This window comes from Cellulomonas edaphi (genome assembly GCF_030362815.1).
GTDB classification, from domain to species: Bacteria; Actinomycetota; Actinomycetes; order Actinomycetales; family Cellulomonadaceae; genus Cellulomonas; species Cellulomonas edaphi.
Map to the genome: position 1 here is coordinate 236029 of NZ_JAUCGR010000003.1, position 18246 is coordinate 254274.

Below are 18246 nucleotides of genomic sequence, written 5' to 3' on the forward strand. Positions count from 1 at the left end.
CGGACGGAAATGGTGCAAGGGGTGCGGGCGCCCGCCGCCCACCCGTCAGGCAGGGCGGCGGGGCTCGGCGTCAGATCTCTTCGATGCTGCTGGCGTTGGGCCGGCGCGACAGGTCGATGCCGAGCTCCTCCGCGGCGCGGTAGACCTCGTCGTCGTTGTCCTTCATGTCGATGGAGACGCCGTCCGAGGACAGCACCTCGACGTTCAGGCACAGCGACTGCATCTCCTTGAGGAGGACCTTGAAGGACTCGGGGATGCCCGAGTCGGGGATGTTCTCCCCCTTCACGATCGCCTCGTACACCTTCACGCGGCCGGGCACGTCGTCCGACTTGATGGTGAGGAGCTCCTGGAGCGTGTAGGCGGCGCCGTACGCCTCGAGGGCCCACACCTCCATCTCGCCGAACCGCTGACCACCGAACTGCGCCTTACCACCCAGCGGCTGCTGCGTGATCATCGAGTACGGGCCGGTCGAGCGGGCGTGGATCTTGTCGTCGACCAGGTGGTGCAGCTTGAGGATGTACATGTAGCCCACGGACACGGCCTCGGGGAACGGCTCGCCGGAGCGACCGTCGAAGAGGAATGCCTTGCCGTCGCCACCCACCGTGCGCACACCGTCGCGGTTGGGCAGCGTGCTGGAGAGCAGACCCGAGAGGGCGTTCTCCTGCAGACCGTCGAACACCGGCGTCGCCACCGGGTTGCGCGGCTCGCTGCTCGCAGCGATGGCGGGGACGTTGTCCTTCCAGGACAGGTCGCCCTCGGTGGCCAGGGAGATGTCCCAGCCCTGCGCGGCGATCCACCCGAGGTGGACCTCCAGCACCTGGCCGACGTTCATGCGCCCGGGCACACCCATCGGGTTGAGGATGATGTCGACCGGCGTGCCGTCCGCGAGGAACGGCATGTCCTCCTCGGGAAGGATCGTCGAGATGACGCCCTTGTTCCCGTGGCGGCCGGCCAGCTTGTCGCCCGCGGTGATCTTGCGGCGCTGGGCGATGTAGACGCGGACCAGCTCGTTCACGCCGGCGGGCAGCTCGTCGCCGTCGTCGCGGCTGAACGTGCGCACCTCGATGACCGTGCCGGACTCGCCGTGGGGCACCTTGAGCGACGTGTCGCGGACCTCGCGCGCCTTCTCGCCGAAGATCGCGCGGAGCAGGCGCTCCTCCGGGGTCAGCTCGGTCTCGCCCTTGGGCGTGACCTTGCCGACCAGGATGTCGCCGGCCGCGACCTCGGCACCGATGCGGATGATGCCGCGCTCGTCGAGGTCCGCGAGGACCTCCTCGGAGACGTTCGGGATGTCCCGCGTGATCTCCTCGGGGCCGAGCTTGGTGTCGCGCGCGTCGACCTCGTGCTCCTCGATGTGGATCGAGGACAGCACGTCGTCCTGCACGAGGCGCTGCGACAGGATGATCGCGTCCTCGTAGTTGTGACCCTCCCAGGACATGAACGCGACCAGCAGGTTGCGGCCGAGCGCGAGCTCGCCCTCGTCCGTGGCCGGGCCGTCCGCGAGCACCGAGCCGGGCTCGACGCGGGCGCCGGCGTCGACCAGCACGCGCTGGTTGTAGCTGGTGCCCTGGTTGGAGCGGCGGAACTTCGCGACGCGGTGCGTCGTGGTGGTGCCGTCGTCGTTCGCGATGGTGATGAGCTCGGCGGACACCTCGGTGACCACGCCGGGCTTCGACGCGACGATGACGTCGCCCGCGTCGACCGCCGCACGACGCTCCATGCCGGTGCCGACGAACGGCGCCTCGGAGCGGACGAGCGGCACGGCCTGGCGCTGCATGTTCGCGCCCATGAGGGCACGGTTGGCGTCGTCGTGCTCGAGGAACGGGATCAGGGCCGTGGCCACCGACACCATCTGGCGCGGCGAGACGTCCATGTAGTCGACGGCGTCGCCGGCGACGTACTCGATCTCGCCACCCTTGACGCGGACCAGGACGCGGTCCTCCTCGAACTGGCCGTTGGCCTTGAGGGGCGCGTTGGCCTGCGCGATGACGAAGCGGTCCTCGTCGTCGGCGGTGAGGTAGTGCACCTCGTCGCTGACCTTGCCGTTGATGACCTTGCGGTACGGCGTCTCGACGAAACCGAACGGGTTGATGCGCCCGTACGTGGCGAGCGAGCCGATCAGGCCGATGTTCGGGCCCTCAGGGGTCTCGATCGGGCACATGCGGCCGTAGTGCGACGGGTGGACGTCACGGACCTCCATGCCGGCGCGGTCACGGGACAGACCACCCGGGCCCAGCGCCGAGAGGCGACGCTTGTGCGTCAGGCCCGCGAGGGGGTTGTTCTGGTCCATGAACTGCGAGAGCTGCGAGGTGCCGAAGAACTCCTTGATCGACGCCACCACGGGGCGGATGTTGATCAGGGTCTGCGGCGTGATCGCCTCGACGTCCTGCGTCGTCATGCGCTCGCGCACGACGCGCTCCATGCGCGACAGGCCGGTGCGGACCTGGTTCTGGATGAGCTCGCCGACCGCACGGATGCGACGGTTGCCGAAGTGGTCGATGTCGTCGGGCTCGACGCGCACCTCGACGGCCTCGCCGGCGCGCGTGCCGGGCAGCGTGCCCACGTCGGCGTGCAGCGCGGCGAGGTACTTGATGGTGGCGACGACGTCGGCCAGCGAGAGCACCGAGTCGGCCAGGGGCACGTCGATGCCGAGCTTCTTGTTCAGCTTGTAGCGGCCGACCTTGGCGAGGTCGTAGCGCTTCGGGTTGAAGTAGAAGTTCTCGAGCAGCGCGCGACCGGCCTCGACCGTGGGCGGCTCGCCCGGACGGATCTTGCGGTAGAGGTCGAGCAGCGACTCGTCCTGCGTCTGGACGTGGTCCTTCTCGAGGGTGTCGATGACGGCCGGGAACGCGCCGAACTCCTCGCGGATCTCGCCCTCGGTCATGCCGAGCGCCTTGAGCAGCACGGTGGCGTTCTGCTTGCGCTTGCGGTCGACGCGGACGCCGACGTTGTCGCGCTTGTCGATCTCGAACTCGAGCCACGCGCCGCGGCTCGGGATGATCTTGGCGGTGAGGATGTCCTTGTCGGACGTCTTGTCCGCCGTGCGCTCGAAGTACACGCCCGGCGAGCGGACGAGCTGCGAGACGACGACGCGCTCGGTGCCGTTGATGATGAACGTGCCGCGCTCGCTCATGAGCGGGAAGTCACCCATGAAGACCGTCTGGCTCTTGATCTCACCGGTGGTGTAGTTCACGAACTCCGCGGTGACGAACAGCGGAGCGGCGAACGTGAAGTCCTTCTCCTTGCACTCCTCGGCCGTGTACTTCGGCGGCTCGAAGCGGTGCTCGCGGAACGACAGCGACATGGTGCCGCCGAAGTCCTCGATCGGGGAGATCTCCTCGAAGATCTCCTCGAGGCCGGCAGTCTCGGGCACGTCCTGGCGCCCGGCCTCGAGCGCAGCGGCCACGCGGGCCTGCCAGCGCTCGTTGCCGAGGAGCCAGTCGAAGCTCTCGGTCTGCAGGCCGAGGAGGTCGGGGACCTCGAGCGGCTCATGGATCTTGGCGAAGGAGATGCGACGAGATGCGGTGCGGTTCGCAACGGCGTCGGCGGACGGAGCAGAAGGGGTGCGCGAGGCAGCCAAGAGGGGTCCTTCCCTGCAGTTCGTTTGCACGCTGCGCATGGGTCCCGGCGGATCACGACCCCCCGGCCTCGCAGCACTCCACGTCGCGCACGTACGACGTGTGAGGGCTCGGGTTATACGGGATCGCGGGCACAGGCCAGCGCAAAGCGCTAGCATACTCAGCCCGTCGGGGAAAGTCCACCCCGCACGGACGACCGCCAGCGACCCGGGCGTTTCCGCCCATGGACGACCTCGTCGTCGTCGGCGCCATGGTGACACACGCCACCCGTGGGGCGAAACTCCGCGCCGCACACTTCGCCCGTCGTCCGCCGCGACGAGCGGGCGGACCGGACGGCGAAGGCCCGCACCCCCGAGGGGGTGCGGGCCTTCGTGCGCTCCGGCGCCACACGGGCGCCGGAGCTCAGATCACTTGAGCGTGACGGTGGCGCCGGCGCCCTCGAGCTGCTCCTTGGCCTTGTCGGCCGTCTCCTTGTTGACGCCCTCGAGGACGGCCTTGGGGGCGGCGTCGACGAGGTCCTTGGCCTCCTTGAGGCCGAGCGACGTGAGCGCGCGCACCTCCTTGATGACCTGGATCTTCTTGTCGCCGGCGGCCTCGAGGACGACGTCGAAGGAGTCCTTCTCGTCCTCGGCCTCGGCCTCGGCCGAGCCGCCACCGGCGGCGGGGGCGGCAACGGCAACCGGAGCGGCCGCGGTGACCTCGAAGACGTCCTCGAACGCCTTCACGAACTCGGAGAGCTCGATGAGGGTGAGGCCCTTGAACTGCTCGATGAGCTCGTCGGTGCTGAGCTTCGCCATGAGAGGCGTTCCTTTCTTCGGTGCCAGGCGGCGGTGGTTTTCGCCGGCCTCAGCAGGGTGTGGGTGTGCGCGGCGCGCGATCTCGGCGGGTGCCGGGATCAGGCAGCTGCGGCTTCCGATTCCTGCTTCTGGCGCAGGGCATCGATGACACGGGCGGCCTGGGCGGTGTTCGCGGTGAAGACGTAGGCAGCCTGGTAGAGCTTGGCCTTCATCGCGCCGGCCGCCTTGGCCAGCAGCACCTCGCGGGACTCGAGGTCCGCGAGCTTGGTGACGTCGGCAGCGGTCAGGGCGCGTCCGTCGAGGACACCACCCTTGATGACCAGTGCCGGGTTCGCCTTGGCGAAGTCACGCAGTCCCTTGGCGGCCTCGACCGGGTCGCCGGTGACGAAGGCGATCGCCGACGGGCCCGCGAGCGCGTCGTCGAGGCCGGTCAGACCAGCTTCCTTGGCCGCGATCGCGGTCAGCGTGTTCTTCACCACGGCGTAGGTTGCGTTGCCGCTGAGCGCGACGCGGAGCCTCTTGAGCTGCGCGACGGTGAGCCCGCGGTACTCGGTCAGCACGGCCGCGTTCGACTCGCGGAACTTGTCCGTGAGCTCTGCGACTGCGGCTGCCTTGTCCGGCCTCGCCATGGCAATCCTTCCAGTGGTGGTGCCACCGGCTCCGTGCCCCGAACGAACGAAAGAGCCCCGCGCAGGCGCGGGGCTCGACATCCGGACCAGGTCCGGGAAGCTGAACTCTCACCTGCGCTGGCTCCCGCTGAGCGGGACTTCGGGCGGTCCGACGAGTCGGGCCGACAACCGGCGGTCTTGGGCGGGAGCAACAGTACGCGATGGGCACGCCCCGACCAAATCCGTCGAGGACCGGCGCCTCACACGGGAGCGCCGAAGCAGACCAGCGGCACGAGCGCCCCGCTCTGCGCCCGGTGCTCCTCGACGGCGGTCGCCACCGCCTGGGCGATGGGCACCTGGTCGCGGAGCAGCGCGTGCGTGCGGGTCATGACGCGCAGCGCGGTCTCGTCGGGCAGCGGGGCCACGGCCGCGACCACGCACCCCACCCCCGTGCGCAGCAGCACGCTCGCCAGGCCGAGCGCCTCTCCCCCAGCCCGGATGCTGGCGCGTCCCACCTCGCAGGACGAGAGCAGGACGAGCTCCGGCACGGTCCCGCCCATGTCCAGCTCGTGCGCGAACAGCGGGCCGTCGGCGAGCCGCACGGACGAGAACAGCGGGTTGTCCGGCTCGTGCCGGCCGTGCGCGGCGAGGTGCACCACCCCGGGCGACGCGAGCAGCTCGACCATGCGCGCGACGGTCGCCTCCTGCCCGACGAGGACCTCCCCCTGCGGCCACAGGCGCCCGATCTCCTGGGCCTCCGTCTCCGCGTGCCGCAGGCCCGGCCCCGCCGCGACGCTGACCCGCACCGGCTGGGGCGCCGCGGTACCCGCGTAACGCATCCAGTGGTGCACGGACGGCGCGACGACCGTCGGCAGCCCGGCGCGAGCGGGCAGCAGGGACCACGGCAGGACGCCGAGCCAGCCGCCCGCGACGACCACGAGCTCGCCGGGCGCGCGCAGCGCCGGTTCGAGCTGCGACTCGATACGGGCCAGGCTGCGGTCGAGCGACCGGTTCGCCACCGCGCGGAGGTCAGCCGGAACGAGCGGGTTGGCCAGCACCTCGAGGTCGGCGTGCACGCGGCGCACCTGCTCGGCGAGACCGGCCGCCGGGCCGAGCGAGTGCAGCACGGTGCTGGACGCGTCGACGCGCACCGCGAGCAGGTCGCCACGGTGCTCGAGCACGTCGAGCACCACGCTCCCCGAGCGGTCCTCCAGGGTTCGACGCACCTCGGCAGAGCGTGTCGCCCGGGCCCCGCGTGCCGTCCCCCGCTCGTGCCACGAGCGCGCGAGGATCTCGTGCTTGAGCCGCTGCGCCTCGCGCATGTGGCGGATGCGCACGGGGTCGGACGCAGGCAGGTCCGGCGCCCCGCGGCCCGCGTCGATCAGCCGGCGCAGGTCCCAGAGCAGCTCGGCGGTCTCCGGATCGCTCGGCGGGCTGACGCGCGGCGAGCCACTGATCACGGAGCGCACACGCTCGACGGCCTCGAGGACCGCCGACGGGCGCGCGGTGTCGAGGGCGAGCTGGAGGTCGAGGTCGGCCAGAGCCGTGCCGTGCACGGCCCCCGCCGTCCGCAGGTCGAGGGAGCCGAAGCGGGCACGGTGGGTCTCGAGGTCGCGCTGGCCGGCACGGACGTAGCGGCCCGCGCGGGCGGGCTCGTGAGCGGCGAGGGCGAGCATCGCCCGGATGCGGCGGCCGTGCAGCCGCACCGCGAGAGGGTCGTCGGTGCGCACCGGTCCCAGCGCGTCGAGCAGCGCCCCCGGCTCGCGCACCGCACCCCGAGCGAGGTCGGCCTCGATCCGGACGTACGACGCGGCGAGCTCCCACGTGCGGCGCCCGGTGGCGGCGCACAGCTGCTCCAGCACGGCTGCGCGGCGGGACAGGCCCGTCCACGCCGTGCGGGTCCTCCCGCGCGCGGGCGCTGCCGCGAACGAGGCGGCGTCCGCCTGCAGGGCCAGGAGCGTGGCGCGGACGGCCCACGCCTCGTCCCCGCGGCGCCGGAACCTGCGCCGCGCGGAGGCGGCGAACCGGCGCGCGGCCTCCAGGTCGCCCCGGAGCAGGGCGCACTCCGCGCGGCCCAACTCGCACTCGGCGACGTCGCGGGTCAGTCGCTGGGCGGCGAACATGGCCGCGGCCTCGGCCAGCGTGCTGTCGGCGACGCCCACCAGCCCGGCCTCGAGCAGCACGTCGCTGCGGTCGCGCAGGGCGGTCGGTCGCGGCGGTCCGGGCAGGGACCGGCCGGCCGCCTCCATCTGGGCGAGCGCTTCCGGCAGGTGGCCCGCGTAGAAGTGGACGTAGCCCAGGTTGTGCTCGGCCTTGAACAGCAGGCGCTCGAAGCCTGCGCGGCGCGACCGGCGCGCGCACTCGGCCAGGTCCTGGCGCGCCGGGCCCAGCTCGCGGCGCTCGATGTGCAGCACGCCGCGGTTGAGCAGGGCGCGGCAGCCGTCGATCGGGTCGGCGGTGTCGAGCGCGTCGATGACCGCGGTGAGCAGGCTCATGGCGTCGGCGTGCCGACCTGCGCGCAGCGCCGCCAGCCCGCGGGTCCCGTCGATTGCGGGCTGCAGGCCGGGCCAGACGGTGCCTGCGCCCGCGGCGACCATGGCCGCGAGCCGGTCCGCCGCCGCACGGGCCCGGCTGCCCGTCTCGGACTCGCTCTTGACCAGCTCGGTCAGAGCACGCGCACGCACGCGCACGACGGCGGGGTCCGTGTCGCTCGCGTCGATCTCGTCGAGCGCCGCGAGCGCCGCCAGCAGCCGCCGGCGGGCGCGCTCGGGCCGCCCCTCCCCGTTGTCGGCGTCGGCGCGGCTGACCTGCTCGGCAACCGCATCGAGTGCTGACGGACCGGCCGCAGCCGGGCCGTGCTCTGGTGACATGTGTGCCTAGAGCTCGATCTGGGGCGTGACCACCGGCACGGTGGGGTCGGACGGGCGGCGCAGGACGAGTCGGGCGGGGCCGCGTTCGACGTCGACGAACGAGAACCGACCGTCCTCGTCGGACGTGGTGACCGTCATGTCACCACCCTGGTGCAGCTCGACCTCGATCTCCTCGGCGGGTGCCGCCCAGCCGTCGACGCGGATAAGACCCGCCTCGGGGTGGACCGAGATCATGACCGTGAGGACGTCGGTGGTGAACGTGATGGTGCCGGCCTCGATGCTGGTCTCGTCGGCACGCACCGCGAGCGCCGGCTCGCCGACGAGCCGCAGCTCGGCGACCTCGGCGTGCAGCGCCTCGATGGTCAGCGCCATGCCGATCCGGTCGACGAGACCCTCCGGCACCGGGTCGGCGACGTCGACCATGCGCGCCAGGCTCGCGAAGATCGCCCGGTCCTCCTCGTCGAGCAAGCCGCCGGCCAGGAGGGAGAGGGTGGCTTCGTCGGGGCTCATGAGGTGCTCCAGGTGGGGTCGGCGGCGAGTGCTGCGCGAAGCTTGGCGAGGCATCGGCCTCTCGTCGGGCCGATGCTCCCGACGGGCATCCCGAGGGCTCGGGAGACGACCGCGTAGTCGGGTCGCTCGACCATCGCGACAAGGCCGAGCAGCTTGCGGCACCGGTCGGGGAGCACGCGGACGTGGTTCCACAGCGCCTCGTCGCGCTCGGAACGGACCGCGACGCTCTCGGGCAGGTCCTCGGCCGGCGCGGTGAGCCAGTCGGTGGCGTGCTCGTCGTTGGTCTGGCGCACCTGCTCGTCGCGCGAGCGGCGCACCGTGCGCCACGCGGCGCGCTTGGCGGTGACGAGCATCCACTGCAGCGTGGCGCGCGGGTCACGGATCTGCTCGATGTCCCGCACCAGGGTCAGCCAGACGTTCTGCACGATGTCCTGGGCCTGCTCCTGGTCGGCACCCTGGGCACGGACGGTGTGCCACAGCAGTGGCGTCATGACCTGCACCAGCGCAGCGAGCGGTGCCGTCTCGCCCGCCCGGTAGGCGAGCACCGCACGCGCTGCCTGGTCAGCCAGGCCCTCCCCCTGGTCGCGGAGCGCGGTGTCGACCGGCTCCACCAGGTCGTCACTCATCATGGACCCCTCACAGCTGGCTCGTCGGGCGGCCGCCCCGGCCAGAGTAGGGCGGCCCTCACGAACCGGACAAGGACCGGCGTCGGCGCCTGGCGGGCGGCGGCTGGTCCTGACTCGGAACGCCCGGAAGGAGTGCTGCTGCGCCGTCCCAGATACACGCCCGGATTTCTTCACCCGTTCGTGTGTATCTGCCGTCGGAGGCGGGACTCTTGACGTCGTGCCGCAGCGGTTCGAGGACTGGTGCGGCGGCCAGAGTTTGCCCGTTCGAGCCCCATCCCCCAGGAGACGCCCGAGATGAGTGAGCAGGAGAGCGCGGACCTCACGCGCGACCAGATCCGCCCGACCAAGCGCAACGTCGAGGACGCGTTGCTCGCCCGCCGCGGCGTGATCGGCGTGGACATCGGCGAGAAGTGGTCCGGCGGCGCCCCGACCGGGCGTCAGGCGATCGTCGTCCACGTCGCCGCCAAGCGGGGGGACGACGAGCTGGACGACGCGGAGCGCATCCCCGCGACCATCGACGGCATCCCGACCGACGTGGTGCAGCACCGTGTCTCGGTTCTCTCGGTCCAGGAGCAGGCGGCCGACGAGACCGCCGACGCCCCCGCCACCCGGCTGCGCACCCGTCCCCTCGCCGGCGGGCTCAGCTTCGGCCCGGCCGACTCCGTGACGATCCCCGTCGACGGCGTCGCGCAGCGACGGACGGTCAACGGGACGCTGGGCGTGCTGGTCGTCGAGCGGCACACCGGCCGCACCTTCGGCCTCACCAACTGGCACGTCGCCGCCGGGGACGGTCTGGAGGACCTCGGCAGCACCTGGATCCAGCCCGCCCTCGCGGACCGCGGCAACCCGCGCACCGACCGGATCGGCGCGCTCGTGCGTGGCACGCTCACCGACCGTATCGACGCAGCGGTCGTGGCCCTGGCACCCGGCGCGCGCTGGCTGCCTGGCATCGTCGGCATCGGTCCGGTCACGGGGTCCACCCCGGCGACGGAAGGCGCGGCGGTCCGCAAGAGCGGCCGTACCACCGGGCTGCGGACGGGCACCGTCACCTCGACCGACTACACGACGTCCGTCGACTTCGGTCCCGGGATCGGGTGGCGCACCCTGCGGGAGCAGGTCCGCATCGAGCCGACCGGCGGCGAGCCGTTCTCGGCCGGCGGCGACTCGGGCTCCGCCGTCGTCGACGAGCAGGGCCGGGTGGTCGCGCTGCTGTGGGCGGGCGAGGACGACGGCAGCTTCGCGGTGGCCAGCCCCATCGCGGTGGTCCAGGACACGCTGGGGGTCGACGTGCTCAGCGTGCAGCGCGCCCGCGCGTTGGCCGCTGCGCGGTCGAAGGCGGCGCAGGCTCGCCGTGTGCCGGCGTTCAGCAGCTGGGGCGCGGCGCTGCCGCCGATCTCGGCGGCCTACGGCTCGCGGCGCCGGCGGCGGCCCGCAGCAGGCCGTGACGGTCAGGCGCACGCGCGTCCGGCGGCACGACCGGCAGCACGTCCCGCGCCCGGTGCCTGGACCGACGGGGCCGGGAGCCAGGACGCCGGCGCGAGCGCCCGTCGCCCCGGTGGGTCGGGCGGGGTGCACGGGCAACCGTTCACGGAGCCTTTCACCGAGCCGTTCACCGAGCCGTTCACGGAGCCGTTCACGGAGGCGCTCGGGGCTGAACCCTTCACCGAACCCTTCACCGAGCCGTTCACGGAGCCGTTCACCGAACCCTTCACGGAGCCGTTCACCGAACCCTTCACGGAGCCGTTCACCGAGGCCGTCGGCGCGGACCCGTTCACGGAACCTTTCACGGAGCCGTTCACCGAACCCTTCACGGAGCCCTTCACCGAGCCCTTCACCGAACCGTTCACCGAGGCCGTCGGAGCCGACCCGTTCACGGAGCCCTTCACCGAACCGTTCACAGAGCCCTTCACGGAGCCGTTCACCGAGCCGTTCACCGAGCCCTTCACCGAACCGTTCACCGAGCCCTTCACCGAGGGCGCGACCGGAGCGCCGTCCGCCCCGCAGAGCCGCGCCCGGATCGTCGCTGCCCTGCGCCTGCGGGAAGCGTTCTGGGCCGGCTACATCGCCGCCATCACGCGGGGACGCTGACCGGGCCACCGACCGGCAGGCATCAGACCGTCACGCACGAGAGAGGAACGAGGCATGTCCGTGACCGACGTCGCACACCCCGTCGACCGTCGACCGGCGCTCCACGCGGTCCAGCCCACCCACGGCTCGACCGACCTGCCCCGTCGCCCGCTGGTGCGCGAGCTCGAGGACGTCGTCGAGCGGATGCACGAGCTCGGGCCGTCGCCCCGGCTCCGCGCGGACCTCGTGTCGATGCTCGGCTCCTGGGCCTCGGCCCTCGTGGGCCTGCACCGCTCGCGCGTGTCGATCACGGCTGCCGAGCCGGCTCTGCCCTGGGTGCTGGAGGACGGGCTGCCGGCCTGGCTGGACGACCTCCCGGTCGAAGCCGGCCAGGTCTGGGCCGTGCGGGCGCACCCCGCCACGCAGCGGGCCCTCGACCGGACGCTGGCCGGCTGGTCGGCGGTGCAGAACACGCACGGCGACCCCGGTGGGGACGTCGTGACGATCGAGCGCGAGCACGGCACCGTGCGCGCGCACCTGGACGCAGCCGACGGGTCGCCGTGCCGGGGGGTGCTCGGCGACCCGCGGTGGGACGTCGCGACCGCAGCCGACTGGCTCGCGGTGGCGCTCGGCCCCGCGCTCGACCCGCGATGGGGCATCGACCCCGCGGCGACGTTCGTCAGCCGGTACCGGGCGCACGGCGGCGACGCCCTGCCCTCCCGGGACATGGCTGTGGCACGCACGCTGACCACCGCGGTCGAGTGGACGGCCCAGCTGGCCGTCCTGTCCGAGCCCGACGACGAGGCGCTCGCCTGGCTGTCGGGTCTGTGGAGCCGGCCGCTGGCGCTGCTGGGCGCGTCCGTCGGGAGCCCGACGGGCGACGCCCGGCGGCGTGCCGGCGCTCCACCGGTGTAGCCCGCTCCGCAGGGGGGAGCGGGCTCGGCGGGAGGCCGACGAACGACGAAGGCCCGATCCGCAGGGGGGATCGGGCCTTCGTCGTACGGATCAGCAGCGTCAGGCCGCGTCGTCCTCGGACGTGAGGTTGCGCGTCTTGTTCTGGTCCAGCGCGATGCCGGGGCCGTTGGTGGTCGAGATCGTCGCCTTGGCGATGTACCGACCCTTCGAGGCCGACGGCTTCAGACGCAGGATCTCGTCGAGCGCCGCGGCGTAGTTCTCCACCAGGGCGACGTCGGAGAACGACGTCTTGCCGATGATGAAGTGGAGGTTCGCGTGACGGTCCACGCGGAACTCGATCTTGCCGCCCTTGATGTCGGCGACGGCCTTGGCGACGTCCATGGTCACGGTGCCGGTCTTCGGGTTCGGCATCAGGCCGCGCGGGCCCAGGACCTTGCCCAGTCGACCGACCTTGCCCATGAGGTCGGGCGTCGCGACGGCGGAGTCGAAGTCCGTGTAGCCCTTCGCCACCTTGTCGATCAGCTCGTCGCCACCGACCTCGTCGGCGCCGGCCGCGCGGGCCTGCTCGGCGCGCTCACCCGTCGCGAAGACGATGACGCGGGCCGTCTTGCCCGTGCCGTGGGGCAGGTTGACCGTGCCACGGACCATCTGGTCGGCCTTGCGCGGGTCGACACCGAGGCGGAACGCGACCTCGACGGTCGCGTCGTACTTGGTGGTCGACGTCGCCTGGGCGAGGCGCACGGCCTCGAGCGGCGAGTAGATCCGGTCGGAGTCGACCTTCTCGGCGGCGGCGCGGTACGCCTTGCTGTGCTTGGGCATCTGCTCGTTCTCCTTGGTAGCAGTCGTGGTCTTCGTCGGGCCGCACCGGCCCTGCCACTGTTTCCTCAGGGAGCCTGGGTGGCTCGCTGTTCCATGCGGGTCAGACGTTCGGCTCGTCCTTGCGGCTCGCCGTGCCCGCTGTCCCTCTTTCTCGGGCTGATCGCCGCTCCGACTCCGGCAGGGCTCGCTGCGCTCGCCCTACCTGCGTCTGCGCTCTGATCAGCCCTCGACCTTGATCCCCATCGAACGCGCCGTGCCGGCGATGATCTTCTCGGCGGCGGCGAGGTCGTTCGCGTTGAGGTCCTCGAGCTTGGTCGAGGCGATCTCGCGGACCTGCTCCTGGGTCAGGGTCGCGACCTTGACCGTGTGGGGCGTCGGCGAGCCCTTGGCCACACCGGCGGCCTTCTTGATGAGCTCGGCGGCCGGCGGCGTCTTCGTGATGAAGGTGAACGAGCGGTCCTCGTACACCGTGATCTCGACGGGGATGACGTTGCCGCGCTGGGCCTCGGTCGCCGCGTTGTAGGCCTTGCAGAACTCCATGATGTTGACGCCGTGCTGACCCAGCGCCGGACCGATCGGCGGCGCGGGGGTGGCGGCGCCGGCCTTGATCTGGAGCTTGATCAGGCCGGTGACCTTCTTCTTCGGGGGCATGATGCCTTCCGTTTCCTCTTCGTGGACCTACGCCGTGGGCGATGACCCGGTTGCAATGGCGCCCCGGGGCGGGGCGACCCAGTCAGATCTTGGCGACCTGGCTGAAGGCGAGCTCGACCGGGGTCTCCCGGCCGAAGATGGAGACGAGAACCTTGAGCTTCTGGTTCTCGGCGTTGATCTCGGAGATCGTGGCGGGCAGCGTGTCGAAGGGCCCGTCGGTGACGGTGACCGACTCGCCGACCGTGAAGTCGACCTGGATCTTCGGGGCGGCCTTCGCGCCACCGGCCGCGGCGGCGGGCGCCTTGACCTCGAGCGTGGGCGCGAGCATCGAGAAGACCTCGTCGAGCGTGAGCGGCACGGGCTGGTGCGTGTGCCCGACGAAGCCGGTGACGCCGGGCGTGTGGCGGACGGCGCCCCACGACTCGTCGGTCAGGTCCATGCGGACCAGGACGTAGCCGGGGATCCGGACGCGGCGCACGACCTTGCGCTGCGCGTTCTTGATCTCCACGACCTCCTCCATGGGGACCTCCACCTGGTAGATGAAGTCCTCCATGTTGAGGCTCTGCGTGCGGTTCTCGAGGTTCGCCTTCACGCGGTTCTCGTAGCCGGCGTAGGAGTGGATGACGTACCAGTCGCCGAACTGGCTCTTGAGCTGAGCCTTGAACGCGGCGACCGGGTCCTCCTCGACGTCGGGCTCGTCGGCCTGCGCGACCTCGTCCTGGGCGCCGTCGGCAGTCTCGTCGTCCGCCTGGGCGTCGTCGGCGTGCTCGTCGTCCGCCTGCTCGGTCTCGCCGTCGACGGCGGGGACGTCGACGTCGCCCTGCTGGGCCTCGACCGCCTCGACCGACGCCAGGGCGTCCTCGAGCTCGGCGGCGGCCGGCGTGGGCTCCTGCGACTCCTGCGACACGTGCGAACCTGCTTTCTCAAAACGTTGGTGCGGGGCGACCCCGCGGGCATGTCGACCGACGGTCGGGCGGATCAGCCGCCGAAGATCCAGAAGGTCAGCTTGCCGATGCCGATGTCGATCACGGTCACGAACGCCATGACCACAGCCACGAACACGAGCACCACCGAGGTGTACGTGACGAGCTCGGACCGCGTCGGGCGGACGACCTTCTTGAGCTCGGAGACGACCTGGCGGACGAACAGGGCGATGCGGGCGAAGAGTCCCTTGCGCGCTTCCTTCGACGACTTGCCCGTCGAGTGAGGCGTGCGCGGCGCGTCGGCGCCCGGCGCAGCGGAGGCTGCTGTTTCGCTCACGTCTGGCCCCTACGTCTCGTCGTGGTCGGTCCCGGAGCGGGTGCCGACGCCGCGGACGACCGACGCGTCGCGCCGGACCGTCCGGCGGTCCTGCTCGCACATCCCCGGTGACCACCCGAGGGCGACCGAACGGGACTGCGTGCGCAGGGCAGACAGGACTCGAACCTGCAACCTGCGGTTTTGGAGACCGCTGCGCTACCAATTGCGCCACTGCCCTACGACGGCCCTGATCGTCACGATGGACCAGCGAGCCTTCGCAGGGCGCGGACCATCATGGCGTTCGTCAACCGCCGACGGATCACTGTACGCGACGCGAGGCGGTGGGTCGAACCGCCCCCACCCGGAGTCGAAAGGCTGCGGTCACCGAGCGTGACCTCTGCCACTATGGGAGCCGTGAGCGAGTCGACCTCCCGTCCCCGTGTTTCCGCCCGTCTGGCAGCCATCGCCGAGTCGGCGACGCTCGCCGTCGACGCCAAGGCCAAGGCGCTCAAGGCCGCCGGGCGCCCCGTGATCGGCTTCGGCGCCGGCGAGCCGGACTTCCCGACACCGTCGTACATCGTCGACGCCGCGGTGGCCGCCGCCGCCGACCCGGCCAACCACCGGTACACGCCGGCCGCGGGGCTGCCGGCGCTGCGCGAGGCGATCGCCGCCAAGACGCTGCGGGACTCGGGCTACGAGGTCTCGCCGTCGTCGGTGCTCGTCACGAACGGCGGCAAGCAGGCCGTCTACCAGGCGTTCGCCGCCGTGCTGGACCCGGGCGACGAGGTGCTGCTGCCCGCGCCGTACTGGACCACCTACCCCGAGGCGATCCGGCTGACCGGCGCCACGCCCGTCGAGGTGTTCGCGGGCGTCGACCAGGGGTACCTCGTCACCGTCGAGCAGCTCGAGGCTGCGCGCACGCCGCGCACCAAGGCGCTGCTGTTCTGCTCGCCGTCCAACCCGACCGGTGCGGTCTACTCCCCCGAGCAGACCGCCGAGATCGGCCGCTGGGCGCTCGAGCACGGCATCTGGGTCATCACCGACGAGATCTACGAGCACCTCACCTACGACCACGCGGTGTTCACGCCCATGCTGCGCGTGGTCCCCGCCCTGCAGGACACCACCATCGTCCTCAACGGCGTGGCCAAGACCTACGCGATGACGGGCTGGCGCGTCGGCTGGATGATCGGCCCGGCCGACGTGATCAAGGCCGCGACGAACCTGCAGAGCCACCTGACCTCCAACGTCGCGAACGTCTCGCAGCGCGCCGCCATCGCCGCGCTCACCGGTGACCTCACGGCCGTCGAGCAGATGCGCACGGCCTTCGACCGCCGACGGCGCACCATGGTGGAGATGCTGGCCGCGATCGACGGCGTCACCGTGCCGGCGCCGCAGGGCGCGTTCTACGCCTACCCGTCGGTGGAGGGCCTGCTGGGTCGCACCATCCGCGGTGTCACCGTGACGACGTCCGCCGAGCTCGCCACGCTCATCCTCGAGGAGGCCGAGGTGGCGGTCGTGCCCGGCGAGGCGTTCGGGCCGAGCGGGTTCCTGCGGCTGTCGTACGCGCTGTCGGACGACGACCTCGTGGAGGGCGTCGGCCGGATCCAGAAGCTGCTCGGCGAGGCGGTCTAGGCTCGCGCCCGGACGTCGGCGGCGGGTGCGCCCGCCGCCGACGTGCCGGCGTCAGTCCCCGGACTCGGCCGTACCCAGGCTCGGGTCGACGATGTTGCCGTCGGCGTCGAGCAGGTTCCCGTCCTCGTCGAACGTGTAGCCGCCGCCGAGGTCCGAGTCGGGGCTCGGCCACTCGTCCGACGTGTCGCCGAGGCCGGAGTCCTCGAGCGGTCCCCCGGCGAAGCCGGCCGAGCCCATCATGAGCTCCGAGAACAGCGAGCCCTCGTCGAGCTCACCGGACGCCTTCAGCTCGGCCATCTTGTCCGCGACGATGCGCGTCATGTCCCCGAACGTCGCCAGGATCGACACGCGCCAGCCCCCGTCGTCCTTGACGGAGACGAGACCCAGCTGGTCGAGCCCGAGCTGCTGGCCGATCTTGCTGTCGGCGAGGCACAGCTTGTTGCCGGTGGGGTCGGTGGCGCACGTGCCCTCGATGGTGACCGGCTCGTCACCGCCGAAGACGACCTTGGTCGCCTTCAGGCGGGCCAGCCCGTCACCGATCGACGTGGAGGTGAACGCGGCCTCCTCGACCGTGGGGACGCCCTCGAAGTCCTCCTCGTCCAGCTCGTCGAGCCACGCCTGGCCGTACACGGCGGCGAACCGCGCCTCGGCGGTGGGCAGCACTCCCGCCAGCGGGCCCGCGTCGCCGGCGAACAGCTGGCCCAGCGCCTGCGTGAAGGCGACGCCTGCCTCCTCGGGCGACGCAGCGCCCTTGCCGTCCTGCGTCGGCACCGCTCCGCGCACCAGGTCGGCCGACCCGGAGGTGAAGACGTACTCGCCCACCGACATCAGGGGGCTGACGTACCAGGAGTCGCCCTCCTTGACGGAGACGAGGAACGGCCGGTTGGTGCCACGGTCGGTGTCCCAGGTGAGGTCGGCCGCGTCGACGGTCCACGGGAGCTGCTTGTCGAGCTCCGTGGCCGCCTCGTCCATCATCTGGTCGAGGTCCGTCGCGGACATGCCCTGCGTGCCCATCACGGGCCCGTAGACCTTGCCGAGCGCGGCCGTGATCTCCTTGGCGTCGCCGTCGACGGTCAGCGTGCCCCCGACGATCGACACCTTGGCCAGACCGGTGCCGATGGTCTCGCTCGACGTCTTGAGACCGGTCAGGTCGATGTCGAGGGTGTCGAGGAGGTCCAGCATGGCCTGCGGATCGGCCTGCTCGTCCGTCGCGTCGGCCAGCGGGGACATCATGTCGCCGAGCGACGAGACCTCGGAGGGTGCGAGCACGCCGTACATGGCGACGCCGTCCTTTTGCGCGGCGCCCTCGATCAGCTGGGTGACCGCCGCCTCCGGGGTCGCTGCCCCGCCGAGCTTGCTGAACACCATGAGGTACGCGGCGAGCGCGCCGCCGGCCACGAGCACCACGCCCGTCACGGCCAGGCCGATCCAGAGCTTCTTGCGCGAGCGCGTCTCCGGCTCGTAGGGCTCGAACTGCAGCTCCTGCACGACGGTCGTGGCCCCGGCGCCGCCCCAGGCGGGAGCGGTGGCCGCGGCGGCCGACGCCGGCTGGCCCCACGCCTGCGCTGCGGGCTGGCCCCAGCCCTGCGTCGCCGCCTGCGGTGGGACGGTCGAGCCGGCCGGGGCCGCCTCGGGTGACCAGCTCGTGCCGGCGGCGGAGAGCGGTGCCGGCGCCCAGCTGGCCGCCGCCGCGGGAGCGGGGGCCGCCGCCGCCTGCTGCGCGGCACGCGTCGCGAGGGCGGCGTCCACGGCGGGGTCGCGCAGGGAGCCGAGCCAGTCGAGCAGCGCGGGCTGGGCGGCCGGGTTGGCAGCCACCACCGCACGCAGATCCGGCCGCTGGTTGACGATGCGCGCGAGCTCCGCGGCCGGAGCCTGAGGATGCGCCGCGATCGTCGAGTCGTCGTATGTCATGGTGCCCTCCCGGTGCCCCCCGC

The 18246-nt window shown here is 71.9% G+C and carries 14 protein-coding genes and 1 tRNA gene; 3 read left to right on the plus strand and 12 right to left on the minus strand.

The window, feature by feature from the left end; translation table 11 throughout:
- Window positions 1–70: 70 nt before the first annotated feature.
- The 6 genes from rpoB to QRT05_RS12605 form a co-directional block, all read right to left on the minus strand.
- On the minus strand, window positions 71–3580 hold the full coding sequence (gene rpoB, locus QRT05_RS12580) for a DNA-directed RNA polymerase subunit beta (protein WP_289447612.1): 3510 nt from the start codon (window positions 3578–3580) through the stop codon (window positions 71–73).
- 405 nt (window positions 3581–3985) lie between these two features.
- On the minus strand, window positions 3986–4375 hold the full coding sequence (gene rplL / locus QRT05_RS12585) for a 50S ribosomal protein L7/L12 (RefSeq protein WP_289447613.1): 390 nt from the start codon (window positions 4373–4375) through the stop codon (window positions 3986–3988).
- A 98-nt stretch (window positions 4376–4473) separates the two neighbouring features.
- Window positions 4474–5004: a 50S ribosomal protein L10 gene (rplJ, locus tag QRT05_RS12590; protein ID WP_289447614.1), complete on the minus strand. Its 531-nt coding sequence runs from the start codon at window positions 5002–5004 to the stop codon at window positions 4474–4476.
- Window positions 5005–5243: 239 nt separating this feature from the next.
- Window positions 5244–7853 (minus strand): CHAT domain-containing protein, encoded by a 2610-nt coding sequence (locus tag QRT05_RS12595; RefSeq protein ID WP_289447615.1) that lies wholly within the window; start codon window positions 7851–7853, stop codon window positions 5244–5246.
- A 6-nt stretch (window positions 7854–7859) separates the two neighbouring features.
- A complete protein-coding gene (locus tag QRT05_RS12600) occupies window positions 7860–8363 on the minus strand; it encodes a transthyretin-like family protein (protein ID WP_289447616.1) in 504 nt (167 codons plus the stop codon).
- Complete coding sequence (locus QRT05_RS12605; protein WP_289447617.1) at window positions 8360–8989, minus strand: RNA polymerase sigma factor; 630 nt, start codon at window positions 8987–8989, stop codon at window positions 8360–8362. The genes QRT05_RS12600 and QRT05_RS12605 overlap by 4 nt, the downstream gene beginning before the upstream one ends.
- A 294-nt stretch (window positions 8990–9283) precedes the next feature.
- Between QRT05_RS12605 and QRT05_RS12610 the strand changes: the two genes are divergently transcribed.
- Together QRT05_RS12610 and QRT05_RS12615 are read left to right on the plus strand one after the other, a co-directional pair.
- Window positions 9284–11077: a chymotrypsin family serine protease gene (locus QRT05_RS12610; protein WP_289447618.1), complete on the plus strand. Its 1794-nt coding sequence runs from the start codon at window positions 9284–9286 to the stop codon at window positions 11075–11077.
- Between the two features lie 60 nt (window positions 11078–11137).
- Entirely contained in the window at window positions 11138–11971 is an 834-nt protein-coding gene (locus QRT05_RS12615) for a hypothetical protein (RefSeq protein ID WP_289447619.1), read from the plus strand.
- A gap of 99 nt (window positions 11972–12070) precedes the next feature.
- Here QRT05_RS12615 and rplA read toward each other — a convergent pair whose 3' ends face one another.
- The 5 genes from rplA to QRT05_RS12640 all read right to left on the minus strand — a co-directional run bounded on the left by rplA (window position 12071) and on the right by QRT05_RS12640 (window position 14918).
- Complete coding sequence (gene rplA, locus QRT05_RS12620) at window positions 12071–12790, minus strand: 50S ribosomal protein L1 (protein WP_289447620.1); 720 nt, start codon at window positions 12788–12790, stop codon at window positions 12071–12073.
- Between the two features lie 219 nt (window positions 12791–13009).
- Window positions 13010–13441 carry a 50S ribosomal protein L11 gene (rplK, locus tag QRT05_RS12625; RefSeq protein ID WP_289447621.1) on the minus strand — a complete coding sequence of 144 codons (432 nt, stop codon included), beginning with the start codon at window positions 13439–13441 and terminating at the stop codon, window positions 13010–13012.
- Between the two features lie 82 nt (window positions 13442–13523).
- Window positions 13524–14348 carry a transcription termination/antitermination protein NusG gene (nusG, locus tag QRT05_RS12630; protein WP_289447622.1) on the minus strand — a complete coding sequence of 275 codons (825 nt, stop codon included), beginning with the start codon at window positions 14346–14348 and terminating at the stop codon, window positions 13524–13526.
- 71 nt (window positions 14349–14419) lie between these two features.
- The gene (secE, locus tag QRT05_RS12635; RefSeq protein WP_289447623.1) at window positions 14420–14701 is read right to left on the minus strand and encodes a preprotein translocase subunit SecE; all 282 of its coding nucleotides are present in this window, start codon (window positions 14699–14701) and stop codon (window positions 14420–14422) included.
- A gap of 144 nt (window positions 14702–14845) precedes the next feature.
- Window positions 14846–14918: transfer RNA gene (locus tag QRT05_RS12640), tRNA-Trp, on the minus strand.
- 167 nt (window positions 14919–15085) lie between these two features.
- Between QRT05_RS12640 and QRT05_RS12645 the strand changes: the two genes are divergently transcribed.
- Window positions 15086–16312: a pyridoxal phosphate-dependent aminotransferase gene (locus tag QRT05_RS12645; RefSeq protein ID WP_289447856.1), complete on the plus strand. Its 1227-nt coding sequence runs from the start codon at window positions 15086–15088 to the stop codon at window positions 16310–16312.
- A 51-nt stretch (window positions 16313–16363) separates the two neighbouring features.
- Here QRT05_RS12645 and QRT05_RS12650 read toward each other — a convergent pair whose 3' ends face one another.
- On the minus strand, window positions 16364–18223 hold the full coding sequence (locus tag QRT05_RS12650) for a variant leucine-rich repeat-containing protein (protein ID WP_289447624.1): 1860 nt from the start codon (window positions 18221–18223) through the stop codon (window positions 16364–16366).
- Window positions 18224–18246 lie beyond the last annotated feature (23 nt).